The organism is Sphingomonas daechungensis, assembly GCF_039543105.1.
GTDB classification, from domain to species: Bacteria; Pseudomonadota; Alphaproteobacteria; order Sphingomonadales; family Sphingomonadaceae; genus Sphingomicrobium; species Sphingomicrobium daechungense.
Map to the genome: position 1 here is coordinate 240,890 of NZ_BAABJC010000001.1, position 18,671 is coordinate 259,560.

General features: G+C 61.3%; 16 protein-coding genes. 5 read left to right on the plus strand and 11 right to left on the minus strand.

Going from position 1 to position 18,671, the window contains the following annotated elements; genetic code table 11:
• Positions 1-94: 94 nt before the first annotated feature.
• The 4 genes from ABD928_RS01165 to ABD928_RS01180 form a co-directional block, all read right to left on the minus strand.
• Positions 95-1,219 (minus strand): TIGR03032 family protein, encoded by a 1,125-nt coding sequence (locus tag ABD928_RS01165; protein WP_345165289.1) that lies wholly within the window; start codon positions 1,217-1,219, stop codon positions 95-97.
• A 78-nt stretch (positions 1,220-1,297) separates the two neighbouring features.
• The gene (locus tag ABD928_RS01170) at positions 1,298-3,232 is read right to left on the minus strand and encodes a sulfotransferase (RefSeq protein ID WP_345165292.1); all 1,935 of its coding nucleotides are present in this window, start codon (positions 3,230-3,232) and stop codon (positions 1,298-1,300) included.
• Positions 3,233-3,338: 106 nt separating this feature from the next.
• Positions 3,339-4,751 carry an adenosylhomocysteinase gene (gene ahcY / locus ABD928_RS01175; RefSeq protein WP_187714120.1) on the minus strand — a complete coding sequence of 471 codons (1,413 nt, stop codon included), beginning with the start codon at positions 4,749-4,751 and terminating at the stop codon, positions 3,339-3,341.
• A 116-nt stretch (positions 4,752-4,867) separates the two neighbouring features.
• The gene (locus ABD928_RS01180; protein ID WP_345165297.1) at positions 4,868-5,440 is read right to left on the minus strand and encodes a YqgE/AlgH family protein; all 573 of its coding nucleotides are present in this window, start codon (positions 5,438-5,440) and stop codon (positions 4,868-4,870) included.
• 100 nt (positions 5,441-5,540) lie between these two features.
• Between ABD928_RS01180 and ABD928_RS01185 the strand changes: the two genes are divergently transcribed.
• Entirely contained in the window at positions 5,541-6,020 is a 480-nt protein-coding gene (locus ABD928_RS01185) for a peroxiredoxin (protein ID WP_345165300.1), read from the plus strand.
• Positions 6,021-6,121: 101 nt separating this feature from the next.
• Positions 6,122-6,553 (plus strand): hypothetical protein, encoded by a 432-nt coding sequence (locus ABD928_RS01190; protein WP_187714121.1) that lies wholly within the window; start codon positions 6,122-6,124, stop codon positions 6,551-6,553.
• A gap of 52 nt (positions 6,554-6,605) precedes the next feature.
• Here ABD928_RS01190 and ABD928_RS01195 read toward each other — a convergent pair whose 3' ends face one another.
• A complete protein-coding gene (locus ABD928_RS01195) occupies positions 6,606-8,477 on the minus strand; it encodes a M2 family metallopeptidase (RefSeq protein ID WP_345165304.1) in 1,872 nt (623 codons plus the stop codon).
• 89 nt (positions 8,478-8,566) lie between these two features.
• On the minus strand, positions 8,567-9,325 hold the full coding sequence (locus ABD928_RS01200) for an alpha/beta fold hydrolase (protein ID WP_187714122.1): 759 nt from the start codon (positions 9,323-9,325) through the stop codon (positions 8,567-8,569).
• A 310-nt stretch (positions 9,326-9,635) separates the two neighbouring features.
• On the opposite strand from ABD928_RS01200, the gene ABD928_RS01205 reads away from it, so the two are divergent.
• Positions 9,636-10,811 (plus strand): alginate lyase family protein, encoded by a 1,176-nt coding sequence (locus tag ABD928_RS01205; RefSeq protein ID WP_223276176.1) that lies wholly within the window; start codon positions 9,636-9,638, stop codon positions 10,809-10,811.
• Between the two features lie 861 nt (positions 10,812-11,672).
• On the opposite strand, the gene ABD928_RS01210 is transcribed toward ABD928_RS01205, so the two are convergent.
• From ABD928_RS01210 to ABD928_RS01225, 4 genes are all read right to left on the minus strand, one after another.
• Positions 11,673-12,593, minus strand: coding sequence for an alpha/beta fold hydrolase (locus ABD928_RS01210; protein ID WP_223276177.1), 921 nt, complete (start codon positions 12,591-12,593; stop codon positions 11,673-11,675).
• Positions 12,594-12,669: 76 nt separating this feature from the next.
• Entirely contained in the window at positions 12,670-13,332 is a 663-nt protein-coding gene (locus ABD928_RS01215; protein WP_345170119.1) for a TMEM175 family protein, read from the minus strand.
• On the minus strand, positions 13,329-13,715 hold the full coding sequence (locus ABD928_RS01220; protein ID WP_187714126.1) for a cupin domain-containing protein: 387 nt from the start codon (positions 13,713-13,715) through the stop codon (positions 13,329-13,331). Before ABD928_RS01220 ends, ABD928_RS01215 begins: the two co-directional genes overlap by 4 nt.
• Positions 13,716-13,768: 53 nt before the next feature.
• Positions 13,769-15,166: an epoxide hydrolase family protein gene (locus ABD928_RS01225; protein WP_398286114.1), complete on the minus strand. Its 1,398-nt coding sequence runs from the start codon at positions 15,164-15,166 to the stop codon at positions 13,769-13,771.
• 457 nt (positions 15,167-15,623) lie between these two features.
• Between ABD928_RS01225 and ABD928_RS01230 the strand changes: the two genes are divergently transcribed.
• Together ABD928_RS01230 and ABD928_RS01235 are read left to right on the plus strand one after the other, a co-directional pair.
• Positions 15,624-17,045, plus strand: coding sequence for an MBOAT family O-acyltransferase (locus ABD928_RS01230; protein ID WP_345165315.1), 1,422 nt, complete (start codon positions 15,624-15,626; stop codon positions 17,043-17,045).
• On the plus strand, positions 17,020-18,213 hold the full coding sequence (locus ABD928_RS01235; RefSeq protein WP_345165318.1) for a hypothetical protein: 1,194 nt from the start codon (positions 17,020-17,022) through the stop codon (positions 18,211-18,213). The genes ABD928_RS01230 and ABD928_RS01235 overlap by 26 nt, the downstream gene beginning before the upstream one ends.
• On the opposite strand, the gene ABD928_RS01240 is transcribed toward ABD928_RS01235, so the two are convergent.
• Positions 18,210-18,656, minus strand: a complete 447-nt coding sequence (locus ABD928_RS01240) for a GFA family protein (RefSeq protein WP_187714129.1) — start codon at positions 18,654-18,656, stop codon at positions 18,210-18,212. The genes ABD928_RS01235 and ABD928_RS01240 overlap by 4 nt on opposite strands.
• Positions 18,657-18,671: the final 15 nt, after the last annotated feature.

The window sequence follows — 18,671 nt, forward strand, 5'->3', positions numbered from 1 at the left end:
GCTCCGCGAAAATCCGCGAGCGATTGTAGCATTAATGCAACATGACTTGGTGCTCAGGTTGGAAGCACCGGACAGTCCTCGCCCGCTCCCTCGATCATGCGTTGAGCGAGGATATCTCCGGATCGAACGTCACCGTCGTCAAAAACTCTGGAGTGCTAGGTCCCACCACCATCGGGCATTTGATGTTCGGCATCAGTTCGATCGCGAATAGCTCTTGAACCTCGCCTTCCAGCCGGAGCCACTCGACGATTTCTCCCGCGTCCAGATCCACGACCATGACGGCACAGATCGGGGTCAGGTTTCGTCGAGCCAGCTCGTCGCCGATCGGGATGTCCTGAAACGTTCCGTATCGCGGCTTCGAAACCGTCACCAAAGCGTACTGGCCAAGCAATGCCATGCCGCGGAGGAACCCGGGGCAAAATGCAATATCACGCAGTTCCCCCGTCTGCGGATTGACCTCGACGACATACCCGCGCCCGCTATCCACGGCATAGACCCGCCCATCGTCGGCCAAGCGAGGCGAATGCGGCATCAACAACCGGTCACTCACGATCCGATCGTCCTCCACGTCGATCAAGACACCCTTCGGGAGTGGACGTCCGTGCCAGCCATCGGCGACGTCCGTCTGGCTGACGGTCGTCACATACTTCGGCTTGCCAGCCAGCATGCCGAGACCGTTCATGTGGCAACGGTCCTCGTGCGCGAGCTCGGAAATGAACGGCGGCTTCCAGATCGGCTTGAAGCTGTGGATGGGGTCCAGCTTGGCCAGGCACGAATATGCCGTGTTTACGAACACGGGATTGCCAGTCTGGTCGACGGAAAGCTCATGAACGTCGATATCGCCCGTGACGTACATCGTCCGGGCCATGAGCGAGACATCGAAGCGCCCCTCCGCAATTTCACCCGCTTTGAGGATGTTCTCCAGCCTCCACAGGTGAGCGCGGGTGGCGAGCCAGAGGCCATCCCGATCCCAGCACACGCCCATCGCCCGGCCGAAATGCTGCTGATTCACGGAAATGGTCCCGTCCGGCATGGTCCCGGTCAGAAGCAACCGCCCGCTCTGGTACGAGGTGAATGCGAAGCTGGTCTTATGCCGCGTCAGCCATGCCGCAAGCCCACGCGACGCACCGATCTTGGTCTCCTGCGGCACTCCTTCGGGCGGAACGCCTGGCGTCTGAGAGGCTCCGGCGTGAACCGGCGGCGAAACTTGATCCGTCATGATCGGCGCATTCTCCGTGAGCGCGAGGTGGTTGCCGCGCCTCTAGCCCGCGACCTTCGGAACGCCAAATTGCCCGCGCTAGGCCGCGGCGCGGGTCGCGGCCCGGCGGCGCGCGACGAATTCGCGTGCCCTGGCATCCGCCTTTTCCACGATCGGCCAGATCGTGTTGATCGTCGGTTCGATCCTCCGCCACTTGTCCTTCTCAGGCGCGGAAACCGTCACCTTGGAAAGCGGAAGCGATGGACCAAGCTGGCGATCCCAGCCGAGCCCGAGGGCCGGCGCGAGAGACTCCATCTCAGCCTGCGGCGAGGCCAGGAAGGACCCATAGTCGACGACGTGCACTCGCTGATCGGGGATCTGTTCGAGATCGTCGAGCATGGTCTCGGTTGTGATTGCCCATTGGTGAGCGACGATCTCCGGCAAGGGCATGCCGTTCAAACGCCGCCAGCCGGGAACCAACAACAGGGACCAGGTCGCCCCCTGCCAGCCAGGTAGGCCCGGATACATCCGAAAGCCGCCTGACTGCCACGCCTCCAGCATGCTGTAGAGCGTCTCCCGCACGTCCCGGTACAGATAGACGAACTCGGAGTCCGGCCAGAGCGCGTCGAAGAATGGAATCCGAAGTGCGTTCTTGGGGGTCTTCTCCAACATGCGCGCGCGTCCGGCGGGAGCATTGCCGTCACGGTCCCGAAGCTGGCGATAAAAGCCTTCGGCGAGGTGCTCGGCCCGATCGGCAGTCGCATCGATGGCGGTCAGGCGATTCGACGACCACCCACGGTGCTGTGGCGCCAATCCCGGCACCGTCTCGATCAAACGATGGCTTTCGTCGCCGATCGAATACAGGCCAGGTGCCTGCTCCAACGTTTCGTAAAGCAGTGTCGAGCCCGAGCGCGGCGTGCTGACCACGATGACCGGACGATCGAAGCGCGCTCGGTATGAGTTCGACGGTGGCGGCTGCAGGCGTTGCTCCGAATGTGCCGATCCTGAAACGACGACGCCAACGCCCATGTCCATAAAGCTGTTCGATGCCGCAGCGGGTTCCGCCTGCCTGAGCGGCTCCCCAATTCCGCCCTCCGCCTTGGCAACGCGGCCTCCAGGCTCGGCGAGCGCCATGACAAAGATTAACTGGTCGAGCATCCGCGGCAGCGGCACTTCGTTCGGCATCTCCAGCTCCGAGATGCCGAGAGCGAGGATATCTCTCCGTGCCTGTTCCAGGACTCGCTCATATTCGCCACGGCCGGCGTCGTCGCTGCCGAACCTCGCCCAAACCGCAGCCCAGGCATCGATGAATTTCTCGACCCGATCCAATATCCTGATCGTCCGTGGATCGCTCCCCGCCTGTTCTCGCGTGAAAGCAAGGTGGCAGCGCATTTCCCACGGCGACATGACCTTGGGCGAATTCAGGCGTTCGAAGACAAGACCATCTCCGCTGCGCTCTCCGGGCCGGAGGAATCGCTCCGTTTGCGGACCCGACGCCGCAGCCTCGAGCAGGTCGGCAAAAGGACCGCCGCCGACCGTGTCCAACACCAGGTGAATGCGCTGGGCATCGCCACGGTTCTGGACGTCATGCTTGAGGAAACTGTCGAAAACCCAGCATTCGCCGGCTTTCATGTGGACGGTCTCGTCACCGCAGGTGAACTCGACGCCCGGATTCGTGATCACCGGGATGTGAATCCGCCAATGCGTGCGCCAATAGTAATGGATGTCGATGTGTGGTGGGACCTCGCTCCCCGCCGCCAGGCCCATAAAGCGGCTGCGGCCCCAGACACCGCCAATCTCCGCCATAATTTGGCGAACGTAGTCACAATGCTGGAGATGTGTTGTCGGACCCATCGGGCCGTCGATTGCGTCGCTGTCTTCGCCGATGGGCGTGACCAGGCGAACGGCCTCATTGCCGACAAAGCCCGTCGGATGCGGCGTCCAGGCGGAGGGCGGCAAGGCACGGACCTCTGCAGCAATGGCTTCCGCATCGAACCGGATGGGCAGTTTCAGGAAGGGCCGCTTCAAGCGCATTCAGTCATGATCCTCTTGCCGGACTTTAGCCAAAGCGGCCCCGTCGGCAAACAAAAGGGGCGCTTCCATCGCTGGAAACGCCCCCTCGCTGTTATTCCAGAGCCGCTTAGTAGCGGTAATGATCCGGCTTGAACGGACCCTGTTGCGGCACGCCGATGTAGGCGGCCTGCTTCTCATTGAGCTCGGTCAGATGAACGCCGAGCTTGCCGAGGTGAAGGCGGGCAACCTTCTCGTCGAGGTGCTTCGGAAGGACATAGACGTCGTTCTTGTACTGGTCGCTCTTCGTCCAGAGCTCGATCTGCGCGAGCACCTGGTTGGTGAAGGATGAGGACATCACGAAGCTCGGGTGGCCCGTCGCGTTGCCGAGGTTCACCAGGCGGCCCTTCGACAGGACGATGATCTTCTTGCCATCCGGGAATTCCACTTCGTCGACCTGCGGCTTGATCTCGGTCCACTTCATGTTCGACAGCGCGCCGATCTGGATCTCGCTGTCGAAGTGGCCGATGTTCGACACGATCGCCATGTTCTTCATCGCCCGCATATGGTCGAGCGTGATGACGTCCATGTTGCCGGTCGCGGTGACGAAGATGTCGGCGCGCGGGGCGGCCTCTTCCATCGTCACGACTTCATAGCCTTCCATCGCCGCCTGCAGCGCGCAGATCGGGTCGACTTCGGTCACGATGACGCGAGCGCCGCCGTTGCGGAGCGAAGCCGCCGAGCCCTTGCCGACGTCGCCGAAGCCGGCAACGCAGGCGATCTTACCGGCGAGCATGACGTCTGTGCCGCGGCGGATGGCGTCGACCAGCGACTCCTTACAGCCGTAGAGGTTGTCGAACTTCGACTTGGTGACGCTGTCGTTGACGTTGATCGCCGGGAACGGGAGCTTGCCGGTCTTGGCGAGCTCGTAAAGGCGGTGAACACCCGTGGTGGTTTCTTCCGATACGCCCTTGATCGCCTGGACGGTCTTGGTGAGATAGCCCGGACGCTCGGCCAGGAACTTTTTCAGCGTCGCAGCGAAGATTTCCTCTTCCTCGTTCGACGGCGTGAACAAAGCCTCGCCGGCCTCAACACGCGCGCCCCAAAGCGCGAACATCGTGGCGTCGCCACCGTCGTCGAGGATCATGTTGCAAGTCGTGTCCTGACCCCAGTCGAAGATGCGGGTGACGTAGTCCCAATATTCCTCGAGCGTTTCGCCCTTGATCGCGAACACCGGGATGTTGCGCGCAGCGATCGCGGCCGCAGCGTGATCCTGCGTCGAGAAGATGTTGCACGAGGCCCAGCGGATCTCGGCGCCGAGGTCGGCCAGCGTCTCGATCAGGACCGCGGTCTGGATCGTCATGTGCAGCGAGCCGGTGATGCGTGCGCCCTTCAGCGGCTTCGAAGCGCCATATTCATCGCGCAGCGCCATCAGGCCCGGCATTTCCGTTTCAGCGATCTCGATTTCCTTGCGACCGAAATCGGCAAGGCCGAGGTCCTTCACGACATAATCGGTGAAACGCGTTTCAGCCTGGGTCGCCACGTCAAAAATCTCCAATTGTGAATGCTGGTGCGCAAGGTGCGCGTCGCGCCGCCCCTAGCCGGACACGCGTCTCAAGGCAAATATAAAGAATTCTTTATATGTCCAAACGAGACAACTCACGCGGCGCCGGTCTCGTTGGCGAGCAGGCGAATGTCGATCCCGTCGGATTTGAACGCGGCGACCCAGCGCTCGTCGGTCGGCGTGTCGAAGATCAGCTTCGGCGTGGCTGGCGCGGCGTACCAGCCGTGCCGCGTCATCTCCTCGTCGAGCTGGCCCTCGCCCCAGCCAGCATAGCCGAGAGCGACAATCCACTGCGAGGGGCCTTGCCCCTCAGCGATCGCCTTCAGGACGTCGATCGTGCCGGTCATGCCGAACACTGCCCCGTCAGGTCCGTTGACCTGGAGAGAGTCCTGTCCGCCCCAGTCGGTCGAATGGAGGACGAAGCCCCGGCCCGGCTCGACCGGGCCGCCGTGGTGGACCGCGCAATCCGGGGCATCGCGGGGGTCGATTTCAAGCTGTTCCAGCAAGGACCGAAAGCGCATGCCGGCGCGCTTCTGGCCGATCCCGACGCCAACCGCGCCGTTCTCATCGTGCACGCAAAGCGCGACCACGGCACGCTCAAAGCGTGGGTCGGCCATTCCGGGCATTGCCAGCAGCAATTTGCCCGACAGGAAACGCGGCTCGTCCATGGATCGGTAATGAGCCGCGAGAGTTGACGCGGCAAGTCTTGAGAAGACACCCATCGCGGCTGTAGGGGCATCAGCCGTATTCCCTCCAAGGAGATTTCGCATGACGATCAATGTTGGCGACAAGCTGCCGGACGTTCCGCTGACCGTGGCGACCGACAACGGCCCCGAGCAAACCACCAGCGGCGAGTTCTTCGCCGGCCGCCGCGTGGCCCTGTTTGCCGTGCCGGGCGCCTTCACGCCGACCTGCTCCGCGCGCCATCTGCCGTCCTACGTCGAGAAGGCCGGAGACATCAAAGGCAAGGGCGTCGATGAGATCGCCTGCCTCTCGGTCAATGACCCGTTCGTCATGTCGGCCTGGAACAAGGCTGATGGCTCCAGCGACATCACCATGCTCGCTGACGGCAATGGCGCATTCTCCGATGCGCTCGGACTTTCGTTCGATGCCAGCAAGTTCGGCATGGGCAAGCGCAGCCAGCGCTATTCGATGCTGATCAACGACGGCGTCGTCGAACAGCTGAACGTCGAAGCGCCGGGCGAGTATCGCGCCTCGAGCGCCGAGACGCTGCTCGAACAACTTTAGGCGCGGCGTCCGTCGCTTATCCGCATCTCCTCACCGCTGGACTGAAACTTGCCTCGGTCCAGCGCGTTGAAAACACAACGAAACCTGGAGGAGATTCCAACATGGCAAGAAGCAACAACCGCGGCCGGAATAACAATCCGTCGGGCCGCAACCAGTACAGCAGCGACTGGCTGAACACGGTCAAGGACCGGCCGATCGCCGCCGCTGCAGTCGCGGCAGCCTCGGTCGGTGCAGGGGTGTTCCTCTGGTCGAAGCGCAACGCGCTTAGCGAGCAGATGAGCAACCTCAGCAGCCAGATCAGCGACTGGACCGAGAACATGCGCTCCTCGGGCAGCGATAGCGACGAGTTCGACACCGCCGGCGCTGACAGCTCACCCTCCGGCGCGGCGACCGGCAGCAGCTCGGCGCGCACTTCGCGCTCCACTGGGTCGCGGCCAACGGCCACCCGCAGCAAGAGCGGCATGAGTGAGACCGGCGGCGGCAATGGTTCGCTCGGCGCTCACACCGGATCGGGATCCGGTACGACGGCCTGACTTCAAGACCACCGAACAATGAAGGGGCGCCGCGAGGCGCCCCTTTTTCAATCTACCAACCGCACTGCTTCCCGCGGTTCTGCTCTTCGAGCCAAGTTTGAAGCGGCGCAAAATATTCGAGCATCGGCTTGGCCGACATCTCGCGGCTGCCGGTGAAGGCCTGGAGCGCATCCGGCCAGGGCTTCGATGCACCCATCGCCAGCATCTGGTTCAGCCGCTGACCGACTTCCTTGTTGCCATAGAAGCTGCAGCGGTGAAGCGGGCCCTGCCAGCCGGACATGTCGCAGGCGGCCTTGTAGAACTGGAACTGAAGGACTCGCGCCAGGAAGTAGCGAGCGTAAGGCGTGTTTCCCGGGATGTGGAACTTGGCGCCAGGATCGAAGTCCGCTTCCGAACGACCAACCGGCGGCGTGATGCCCTGATACTCGCGCTTCAGGTCGACCCAGGCCTGGTTATAGTTCGCCGGCGTGATCGAGCCGTTGAACACACCCCACCGCCACTTGTCGACCAGCAGGCCAAACGGAAGGAAGGCGACCTTGTCCATCGCCTGACGGAGCAGCAGGCCGGTGTCCTTGCTGGCATCCGGAACCTTGCTGCGGTCGAGAAGGCCGATCTGCACCAGATATTCCGGCGTCACCGACAGAGCGATGAAGTCGCCGATCGCTTCATGGAAGCCGTCGTTGGCGCCATTGAGATAGAAATAGGGCTGCTGGTTGTAGGCCCGCTGATAGAAGTTGTGCCCAAGCTCGTGATGGATGGTCACGAAGTCGTCGGCATTGACCTTGGTGCACATCTTGATGCGCAGGTCGTCCTTGTTGTCGAGGTCCCAGGCCGAAGCGTGACAGATGACCTCGCGATCCTGCGGCCGGGTGATCTGCGACCGGGTCCAGAAGCTCGCTGGAAGCGGCGCGAAGCCGAGCGAGGTGTAGAAGCCCTCACCGGCCTTCACCATCTTCACCGGGTCGTACTTCTTCGCCTTCAGCAACGCTTCAAGGTCGTATCCGATATCGCCCGAGCCCTTCGGCGCGACGACGTCGTAGATATTGCCCCACTCCTGTGCCCACATGTTGCCGAGAAGGTCGGCGCGGATCGGGCCGGTCGCTGGCTGCACGGCATTGCCGTACTTATGATTGAGCTTGGACCGCGTGTAGCAGTGGAGCGCCTGGTACAGCGGCTTCGTCTCCGCCCACAGTCGATCGTACATCGCCGAGAACTCCTCAGGCGACATGTCGTACTGCGACCGCCACATGGCCCCGGTATCGGCATAGCCGAGTTCCTTGGCACCTGCGTTCGCGATCTCGACCATGCGCGTATAGTCCTGGCGCATCGGCCGGCCGACATTCTCGTGCCAGCTCTGCCAGATTTCCTTGGTCTCGTTCGGATTGCGAAGCTCGCCCATCAGCGCTTCAGCGTCGTCGCCGGTGATGACCTTGCCGTTGTGCGTCGCGCGGCCCTTGCCGTAGGCCGACTGCAGGCGGGTCGTGATCTCGTTGAGCTCGGCGGCCGAGCCCGATGTTTGCGGCGCAGCAAGGACGAGAGCACCGCGAAGAATGTTCAGCTTGCGCGCGACGTCAGGATCGAGCCCGGGAACCCGCGCATATTGGGCGGCGAGGGTCGCATATTTGACGCCTTTCTCGGTCCCAATGGTTCCGAAATAGGCGTTCAGCGCATCGGTATCGTCGTTGATGTAGGTCGCATTCACCCAGGCGGCGCGGCCCCCGATGACGCTGAAGTCGAACATGTCCTTTTCGGCCGCAGCGATGAACTGCGCGGCCCCATCAGGCGTCAGCGGATACGGAAGCGCGTCCGCGGCCGGCGCGGCGGCACTCGCCGGAACTTCGGCGACCGGCGCTGCGGAAGACGTGTTGGCGGCGCAACCTGCAAGCGCGATCGCCGCAAGCGAAACAGATGCTGCAAATTTCATGGAATCGACTCTCCCCAAGCTCGGCAGACTCCCGAGGCGGCCCGACTGGAACTTGCCACCCCCTTTCGTCAAGCCGTGGCGCATGATCTTCAAACGGCGGAAAGAAATTCCGCGATGGCAATGCCGAACTCGGGCTTGGTAACCGAGCTCATGTGCGTTCCGGGCACTTCCCGAAACACGGCATTCGGAAGAACGTTCGCAAGCTCTTCGGCCGAACCGTTATCATCATCCTCGCTGCCGCAGACGACCAGCGTCGGCATGGTGAAGGCTTCAAGCCAGTCCATGAAGGTGTCCTCGAAGCTTTCGAGGAGCTGGGCCGCGGCGATGCGGTCGACACCCTGGCTCTTCATGAACTGGATGGACAGCCAGTGCGGGTCGCCGCGCTGCACGGTATCGAACAGTCGGATGGCTTCGACGAAGAAGGTCTTCCGACGCTCCCAGTTCCGCAAGCCTTCGAGGCCGGCACCGCCGAGGATCGCGCGCCGAGGCTTCAAGCCTTCGCCAATGCCCTCGACGGTTGTCCGTGAACCCAGCGAAAAACCGCCGAGGTCGAAGTCGGCGAGACCGAGATGGGCGATCATTTCGCGCAGATCGCGGGCCAGAATGCCCTTCGGATAAAATTCCGGACCATGCGGACGGCCGCTGGCCCCGTGAGCGCGGAGATCCGGCATGATCACGCGGAAACCCTGTTCGGCGATGCGGTCGGCGTGGCCGAAGCGAATCCAGTTCATTTTCGCGTCGGAAAAGAGTCCGTGGAGCAGGATGACCGGCCTGCCCTCGCCCAGTTCATGGTAGGCCAGGTCGACGCCATCGGAAGCCGACCACCGGCGGATTACAGCCCCCGTCATCCGCGAATGGTCCCAATGTTCGCACTAACGAAGCTGCAAACGGCGATTTCGGCGGAGCGATTTTTCATCGATGACGCGACATGTCAGGCGCATTCCTACTTTGCAACGGATGCGAGTTGCGGCGGAGAATGGACTTGGTCCGTTGGCGTGCCCGGACGCCTCTATCTGCAGGCTGGCGGCCGGAATGGGTGGATAGCTGCCGTCGCGATGCAGGCTGGTGATGTCAAAAGTGCGGATTGTAAGACCCTAGATTCAATGTCACCGGATCAAGGCACATCTTAGGACTCGTTGGCCCTTGATCCATCAATGTATGCGCAAAGCGTCCAGACGACCTTACGCAGGAAAACGGTTTGGTGTGCTGTCGATTGCATTCGGACTCTTCGCTTCAGCCGTGTCCTCAGCGGTATTTGCGCAGGACGATCCTGGATTTCTACACCCTGGCGCGTTAAACACGGCTTCCGGGCTCGACAGGGCGCGAGCACGGATCGCCGAGGGCCAAGAGCCATGGGCAAGCATCCTCCACAGGGTTGAACAGAAGGCTCAGGCGCCCGGCCTCGCTCTCACCGTCATCGACGCGGAGGATCAAACTCAGGCAGCGGCTTCGCAAGCAGAAGCCGTGAAAGCTTACGCCAATGCGCTCGCATGGCGCCTTACGGGCAATCGCAAATATTCTCGACGGGCTATCGCAATTCTCAACCTTTGGGCGAACTTACGAGGATTCGTCGGGAAGACCGATCAGGACAAATTGCACGCTGGATGGATCGGCGCACTTTTCGGCGAGGCAGCCGAAGTCATGCGAGAGTCTCCAGACTGGAGCACTGACGATATAGCAGCCTTGCAGGCCATGTTTCGGCGAGCATTCTACCCGCAGCTGCTCACGGCCAGTCACTGGAATGGCAATGTCGACCTGACCCAGATCGACGCTTTGATGACAATCTCCGTCTTCAACGACGACGTTTCCGCATTCAAAATTGGTCTGCAAAGGCTTGAGGCTCGAAGCAAGGCCTACATCTTTCTTCAATCCGATTTTGAGCCTGGCGCAGGCGATCATCGCATATCTCCGGCGGTCTGGTTCGATCCCGTTCGGTGGGTCGATGGCCTGACCCAAGAAACCTGCCGTGACAACGGCCATCATGCACAGTTTGGGTTAGCCTCAGCCCTCCACGCCGCTGAAATTGCCTGGAATCAGGGTGTGGATGTTTACACGCCCCAAACCAAGCGGTTTACCGCGGCAATGGAGCTCTTGGCCCGCCAACTCTTGACCGGCGACATGCAAGGTACCTGCGCCAACGCAGTTTCAACCGACACCGTCTTCAATACCTTTGAAGTCGGATTCAATCACTACCACTATCGCGTGGGCTTGCCTTTGCCGTTTACCGAGCGGCTAATTTCTGAGCGTGTAAGACCCGACGGCGCGTCGGAATTGAACATATTCCACGAGACTTTGACCCACGGCGCAAATGGCGAATATGTTTGGCAGCAGTAGCTGGTCCTGCTGGTCAATTCGATCAAGCAGCAGCAACTTCCGCTGCGTGGGCGCACCTTCGACGGAACCCTTTCATCCTCACTGCTGCAATGGCGTCGGAAGCTGCCACCGGAAGCCTAGTGGCAGGAATGGATCGAACTCCGCCACTAACCCCCAAGCGGCGGAAACGGTTGGAAAGCTGACGTTATCTACACCTATGCGATGCGCCCGAGCCGTCAGACTTCTCGGACTGGTTGCCGAACGCGACGGGTTCAATGGCATTTGGCAGATGCGCCGACACTACGCCATCATTGGCGCTAAACTTGACGGCGTTCGCTAGGGGACTCGTCCCGGGAGCCGACGTGCACTCCTTCAGAAAAGCGGGAGCGCAAATCAATGTCTCTCAGGCGCTGAAATGCTTAGTGGTCGAGTTCAGCGATGCATCTTTCCTAAACCTCCTTCCCGTCCCAAACACTAGGGTGAACCCTAGTGGCAGGAATGGTTCGAGGCGGTCCAAAACCTGAAGAAGGCATCTAGGTAATATTACTCATTCTAGCTAATCTGAGCATTAGTTAGGATCCGGAGATCATAGGTCGCCGGGGTCCGAATGATTGAGTATCGTCGCGGCATCGCCAGTCAGCGCAAGACGCCCTTTTGGCACTGGCACGCCGAGTGCCCTGGGTACCCGCTTTCGACATTTGCCATTCGCAAAATTCGGCCAGATGAGACTGAGCTGTGTCCTCGATGCGTTAGCTTGTCTGAGCGTTGAGGGCATTATGTCGCTGCTTCACGGCTCAGCGGTCAGCATGTGCCTAGTGTCCGCAATGGGTCGAAAGCGGCCACTAGGGATAGGCGAGAATGCGTAGTTCGTTCGATGAGACCCTAAGCAACCTGCAAGACTGCTTCGGCAAACTCTCGCGGCGCTTCCTGCGGCAAATTGTGCCCAATTCCGCCACCGATGGTCCTATGCTCATAATTGCCGGTGAACTTGGCGCGATAGGCAGCAGGCTGCGGGTGTGGAGCGCCATTGGCATCCCCTTCCATCGTAATCGTTGGAACACTGATCGTGGGCCCCGCTGCAAGTCGTTCCTCGATATCGTCGTACCGCGCATCCCCTTTCGCCAAGCCTATTCGCCAACGGTAATTGTGGATCACGACGGCCACATGGTCCGGATTGTCGAAGGAAAGCGCCGAGCGGGCAAAAGTCGCGTCGTCGAACTTCCACTGCGGCGAGGCGAGACGCCAGATCAGTTTGTTGAACTCGATGCGATTCTTCTCGTAGCCCAGTTTCCCTCGCTCCGTCGCGAAATAGAATTGGTACCACCACTGGTATTCCGCTTCGGGCGGGAGCGGTTGCTTTCCTGCCTGCTGGTTGCCGATCAGGTAGCCGCTGACGGACACGAGAGCCCTGACGCGTTCGGGCCATAGCGCCGACACTATGTCCGCCGTTCGCGCACCCCAGTCGAAACCCGCAAGGACTGCCCTATCGATTTTCAAAGCATCCAACAGAGCAACCGCGTCCATCGCCAGCGCGGCTGGCTGGCCATTGCGGACCGTGTCGGCGGACAGGAAGCGCGTCGAACCGTATCCGCGAAGGTAAGGGACGATCACGCGATGACCAGCGGCGGCAAGGATGGGCACGACTTCCTCGAAGGCGTGGATGTCGTAAGGCCAGCCATGAAGCAGTAGAGTTGGAATACCCTGTACAGGTCCAGCTTCGACGTAGCCAATGTTCAAAAGTCCGCCATCAATTTGCTTGATCGCCCCGAATGCTGGGACCGTCGCAGAAGTGGCCGCACCCAATTGACTCGCAGTCAGCGTCGCTGCGGCCACACCGAGAAATTCTCTCCGATCAAGCTGACCCAACTTGGCCTCCAATTTAAGGACAGGAATGCTCCACGTCGTGATGTTCGTCTTCCGGCGAGCCCTTCGTCACGATTTGTGCGCGGATGATCGGCACGACCAGCATGGGCGGAACGCTCACAAAGCAGATCCACGCCAGCCAGACGTTTACGAACGCAAGAGGGATCGAGGCGAGGTAAATCGCCAGAAAAGCAGCAGACTTGCGTAAGATGCGGTGATGAATGTCGCGGTGCGCTGCGTTGTGGCTCCGCCGCGATGCGTGCGAGCGAAGCAGCATGAAGGCCGCCGTGCTTGCCGCGCCGACCGAGCCGTAAACTGCCGCCGCTACAGACGAAAGTGGATGCGTCCCTAAAAATCTCGTCGCTAAGGGGATCGAGGAGATGCAGAACAGCAGGAGATTGTTGAACCAGATTGTGGTCCGGGTTGGCCGGCTGAGCGTAAAAATCAGGTAATGGTGGCTGACCCAGAGATTGGCGATGACGAAGAAACTGAGCGCGTAAGTCAGGTAGCCAGCGCCAAACCGCTGGAGCGTTACGGAATCACTTGCAAATGCAAGTCTGTCAGGGATGTGGACTTCCAGCACCATGATGGTGATGACGATCGCAAACACGCCATCCGAAAAGGACTCTACGCGGCGATTGGTCGGCCGCAGTTCCGGATCGACAGTCCGCGCGCCTATCTTTTCAGCGTGACTAACGGTTTGCCCTTCTCAATCACGTAGGTTGCCAATTCGGACGCGGGCGCCTCGCTGGAATTCCTGGCCGAGTGGAACACGCCAGCTGGCACGAACAGAACGTCGCCGGCCTTGACTGTAAACGCTCCTTCGCCCTCGACGTCGTACTCGATGGTGCCGTTAAGGACGTAGATGATTTCTTCCCCTGGATGACTGTGCATTGGAAAGGAAGCGCCCGGAGCAAAATCGACCCGAGCCTGAAGCGATTCCCAGCCGGGAATGCTGAGGTCGTGGCGCTGAAGGTCGGTACGCTCAGTGCCCGGAGGGCGCGCAGGAGGCGCTTGCCCCTGGATCGCTGCAACCGCAGCAATCGCAATTAAGGGTGACATAGTCTTCTCCCGAGGGATGGGCGGCACTTGATCGGCACCGCCCTCACAATCGTTCAGTGGCGCACAGATCTAAAGCCGTTTCGAACGTCGTCCGTCCAAAACTCCGGTTGTTCCCAGGCCATGAAGTGGCCGCCTTTCGGGTGGCGCTTGTAATAGATCATGTTCGGAAAGGCCGCCTTCGCCCATGTCTCAGGCACCTGGTAAAGTTCTGTCGGGTTGGAGCTGATGACGACCGGGACGGTCACACCCTGCGGCTTGAAGAACGCAAGCTTGTTCTCCCAGTACAGACGCGCGGAAGACACCGCCGTCTCGGTCAGCCAATAGAGGGTAATGTTATCGAGAACGTCGTCGCAACTAAGCCCTTCGCTTACCCCATCGAACACGCGCGAGATCATTTTCAGGCTCTCATCGTCATGATCAAGAATCCAGGCGGCGAGGCCGATCGGCGAATCCTCAAGCGCATAGAGAGTCTGCGGTCGAAGCGTCATCTCGTTGGCGTAGCCCAGGCCCTTCCCAAAAAAGAATTTCAGCTGTTCCAGGGCCTTCTGCTCATCGGCCGAGAGTCCTGAAGGGGCCGGCCCACCGTTCACCGCCGCGAAAATCTCCTCGGGAACCGCGGACGGCATGTTCAAATGAATACCTCGAACATGGTCGGAATGATTCACTGCAAGTTGTTCGGTGACCGGATCGCCCCAGTCGCCGCCGGATGCGACAAACTGATCGTAACCGAGCCTCTGCATCAGCATGGTCCACGCCTTTGCAATGCGGACTGGCTCCCATCCGAGCTCGGTCGGCTTGCCGGAAAATCCGTAGCCGGGAAGCGACGGGATCACGACGTCAAAGGAGTCTTCGGCTTTTCCGCCGTGAGCCGTGGGGTTCACCAGCGGGTCGATGATCTTCAATTGCTCAATGATCGATCCGGGCCAGCCGTGGGTGACGATGATCGGTAGCGCGCCTGGATTCTTTGACTTGGCGTGGATGAAGTGAATGTCCAGCCCGTCAATTGTGGTCACGAACATCGGCAGCGCGTTCAGCCGAGCTTCGATCTTTCTCCAGTCGTATTGGTTCGCCCAATAATCGGCAAGCTTCTGCATCGTCGCGAGCTGCACGCCCTGTGTGGGATTTGGCACAAGCTCTCGGCTGGGCCATCGCGTGGATTTCACCCGCCGCTTTAGGTCCGCCAGTTGCTCATCCGTTGCGTGGAATTTGAAAGGTCGGATCGATGCGTCGGCGCTCGGATCAGCCGTCGCGCCAATGAAAGCGCTTCGGGCAATCGGCGCAGACGATGAGGTCGGCTCTGGCGTCTGCGTGACGGTCTGAGAAGGAGTTGGTGACGGCGGAGGCATCGACTGAGCGCCGGCTGCGCCCATTGGAATTAGGACGCCGACAGCGCCGAGCACTGTGGAGGTAAGGAAATGACGCCTGGCAAGCGGAGGATGCAGTGCAAACATGTGGGGCCCTTCTCGTCAAAGTGAGGAGATGCACACGTACAGTCGGTCCGGCGCCCTCCGGGGCGCAGGCCGCAGTCTCGTGACGGGGCCGATGACGAGCGCTTCGACTTTCCGAAGCATCGACTCGATCGCGGTAACCGCCGTGCCTTAGCAGTCATCTGCCGTTGCCGTGAGTAGTCGACTCGAAGGTCTCAGCTTGAACTTATCCACAGGCCAGTAAGCGGGAGTTCCCAGCCACTATCCAAAGTCGGTCGAATGCTGCGGCAAGCTGAACTAGCGGCAGGTTTGGGTCGAAAGCTGCCACTAACTCGGCGCTGAATATTTAGCGTTGCCACCCGCGGGCCACCGTGCCAGCGTCCGACCCGCCCGCTAGCTGAGTCTCGCTAGCCGGCGCGTGCAGCATTCGGGGGAAGCTGTACATGAGAACGGGGAACAGCGGACGCCGAGGGCGTCCGCAATGATATTCAATTCGCTGACCTTCCTGGTCTTCTTCGCGCTCGTGCTCGCGCTGCACAACGCGCCGTTTTTCAGCTGGCACCAGAAGAAGATCAACCTGCTGATCGCGTCGTACCTGTTCTACGCCGCGTGGAACCCGCCGTTCGTGATCCTACTGTGGGTTTCGACCGTCGTCGACTGGTGGGCGGCCCAGTGGATGGTGCGCGCGAAGCAGGAGCGGACGCGCAAGATGTGGATGATCATCTCGGTGGTCGTGAACATCGGCATGCTCGGCTATTTCAAGTACGGCGAGTTCCTGCTCGAGAATTTCGTCATGCTCGCGGCGTCGATCGGCATCGATTACCAGCCGCCGAAGTGGGACATCATCCTGCCGGTCGGGATCAGCTTCTACACCTTCGCGACCCTGTCCTACACGTTGGACGTCTACCTCCGGCGGGCGAAGCCGGCGCAGCACTTCCTGGATTATGCGCTGTTCGTGACCTTCTTCCCGCACCTGGTCGCGGGTCCGATCATGCGGCCGACCGAGCTGGTGCCCCAGTTCGCGAACACGCGCCGAGCGACTGCGCATCAATTGTACTTCGGCCTGGCGCTGATCACCCTCGGCCTGTTCCAGAAGGTGGTGCTTGCGGACGGCTTCCTCGCGCCCGTCGTGGAGAAGGTTTACGACGCGCATCGGGGCGTTCCGATGGCGCTCGACGCCTGGGTCGCGACGCTGGCGTTCAGCGGGCAGATCTTCTGCGACTTCGCGGGCTATTCGACAACCGCGATCGGCGTTGCGATGTGCCTGGGCTTCGCGATGCCCGACAACTTTCGCTTCCCGTATGCGGCGGTCGGCTTTTCGGACTTCTGGCGGCGATGGCACATCACATTGTCGAGCTGGCTTCGCGACTACCTCTACATTCCGCTCGGAGGGAACCGGCATGGCCCGGCGCGGACCTATACCGCGCTGATGGGGACGATGCTGCTCGGCGGCCTATGGCACGGAGCGGCCTGGACCTTCGTCGTCTGGGGTGGGCTCCATGGGCTCTACCTGGTGGTTGAACGCTGGCTGCGGGCGCGATTCAAAGGCTGGACGCCGGGGCCGCTGGCCTTCGTCGGCCTCGGCCTGCTGACGTACGTCCTGGTCAACATCACCTGGGTGTTCTTCCGCGCCAAGGACTTCACCGTCGCCTCGACCATGCTGCAGTCGATGGCGGGGCTGGCGGCGGATCCGATCCCGATGATCGCGCTGCTGCCGATGATCTATGCGCTCGTGATCGTCGGCGGGATTGTCGGAACGCATTGGTGGATGCGCGACAAGACGCTGGAAATCGCGGTGGAGCGAACGCCCGCATGGCTCGTCGGCGGACTGCTGGCGATCATGGCGGTCGCGGTTCTTGCAGAACAGGGGAAAGGCAGTGCCTTCATCTACTTCCAGTTCTGACCCCGGCTCCGCGCCGAAGGGCATCGTCGAGCGTGAAGGCGCGCTTCCGGCGGGCCTCAGGCTGACCGCATCGGATCGGCCGGGCCAGGCTCAGCCGGTTCCGACGCGGGATGTGCCGGCGCAGCCGTGGGGACGGATTGCGCTTGGTGTGCTGGCCGCGTTGGTCGTCGGCGGGATCGCGCTCGAGGTGAATGCGCGGGAACGGATCGGCCTTCACGCGGGCGACCTCGACAATAGCGAGATTTCCTGGAGCAACGAGAAGATCAGAGCGGCCGGAGCGCCGGTCGCGATCGTCGGCGATTCCCGCATCCTGTTCGACACCGATCTCGACCGCTTCGAAGCGCTGACCGGGGTGCGGCCGATCCAGCTTGCGATCCACGGGACCAGTGCGCTCACCCTCCTCGAGGACATGGCGGACGACAAGGATTTCAACGGACTCCTGATTGTCGGGCTCGCCGACACGATGTTCTTCCAGCCGTTCGACGGATACGGCGGCTACGTCAAAAAATGGCATGAGTTCAGGGCGCCCTACCGGGTCGTGTCGAACGAGATCGACCACATGCTCCAGCGTCACCTCGCCTTCCTCGATTCCAACTATCGCCTCAGTGTTCTCGCCCATCGGCTGGACGACGACTTCCGGCCCGGCGTCGAAGGCCCCAAGGACGATATCTGGAAGCTGCAGGAAGTCGGTGAGCATCGGGCGACATATCTGTGGGACCGGGTGGAATATGACCCGGCGTGGCGCGCCAGGACGCGCTGGGCCTGGAAAGGCTTCAAGGACCCCTTCCCCTACACGCCGGACCTCATCGCCAAGGGTCATGCGAGGGCCAAGGCCGCCGTGGACAAGATTCGCACCCGAGGTGGCGACGTCATCTTCGTTCGTCCCCCCTCGGCGCCAGAACTGCGCGTGAACGAGGAAGCCCAGGTCCCCAAGGCCAAGGGTTGGGACGTCATCCTGCGCAACACGGAGAGCGCCGGCATCCACATCGACGATCTGCCCGGCGCAAAGGACCTTCCCTTGCCGGAATTTTCCCACCTCGGACGCAAGTGCGCGACGGTCTTCACCGACATTTACGTTCGGAAACTGACGGAACTGACGCCTCGGCTGCAGTTGCGCGCAGACGCTCCGCCGCCGCTGACCAAGGACTATTGCGTCCCGACCACTTAGCCGGGGAAGCTGCCCGTCGCGTCGACCCATTTGTCGACGAGCTTTTGATAATCCTCGGTCCGCATCTCCTTGAGTCCCTCGGTGTTCAGCCAGGCGCGATGAATACTCTCGGCACCGAAGTGATGCATCGGCTTGAACCGCGAGGGATCGTCAAAGCTGGCGACGGTCAGGTCCATGTTCTCGCTGCCTTCCTTGAAACGAAAGCCAAACGAGGTCCCGCATTCGCGGCAGTAGGAGCGCTCCGCAATTGGGGAGCTGTCGTACCAGTCGGGCTCATGCTCCCAGGCGACGTCGGACTGCTTCACGTTCTTGAAGGCGATGGAGATTGAGCCGGTCGCGCGTTGGCACATTCGGCAGTGGCAGAGGTACGCCTCGTCGTCGGCGATCTTCGCCGTGTAACGAACCCGCCCGCAAGCACATCCGCCGGACATTTCGTCAGCCACTTTGATCCTCCCTTG

Coding starts and splice junctions, on each gene's coding strand:
- ABD928_RS01165 (WP_345165289.1), bottom strand. CDS start 1,219: ATGACGGATCAAGTTTCGCCGCCGGTTCACGCCGGAGCCTCTCAGACG.
- ABD928_RS01170 (WP_345165292.1), bottom strand. CDS start 3,232: ATGCGCTTGAAGCGGCCCTTCCTGAAACTGCCCATCCGGTTCGATGCG.
- ABD928_RS01180 (WP_345165297.1), bottom strand. CDS start 5,440: ATGGACGAGCCGCGTTTCCTGTCGGGCAAATTGCTGCTGGCAATGCCC.
- ABD928_RS01185 (WP_345165300.1), top strand. CDS start 5,541: ATGACGATCAATGTTGGCGACAAGCTGCCGGACGTTCCGCTGACCGTG.
- ABD928_RS01190 (WP_187714121.1), top strand. CDS start 6,122: ATGGCAAGAAGCAACAACCGCGGCCGGAATAACAATCCGTCGGGCCGC.
- ABD928_RS01195 (WP_345165304.1), bottom strand. CDS start 8,477: ATGAAATTTGCAGCATCTGTTTCGCTTGCGGCGATCGCGCTTGCAGGT.
- ABD928_RS01200 (WP_187714122.1), bottom strand. CDS start 9,325: ATGACGGGGGCTGTAATCCGCCGGTGGTCGGCTTCCGATGGCGTCGAC.
- ABD928_RS01205 (WP_223276176.1), top strand. CDS start 9,636: ATGCGCAAAGCGTCCAGACGACCTTACGCAGGAAAACGGTTTGGTGTG.
- ABD928_RS01220 (WP_187714126.1), bottom strand. CDS start 13,715: ATGTCACCCTTAATTGCGATTGCTGCGGTTGCAGCGATCCAGGGGCAA.
- ABD928_RS01225 (WP_398286114.1), bottom strand. CDS start 15,166: ATGTTTGCACTGCATCCTCCGCTTGCCAGGCGTCATTTCCTTACCTCC.
- ABD928_RS01230 (WP_345165315.1), top strand. CDS start 15,624: ATGATATTCAATTCGCTGACCTTCCTGGTCTTCTTCGCGCTCGTGCTC.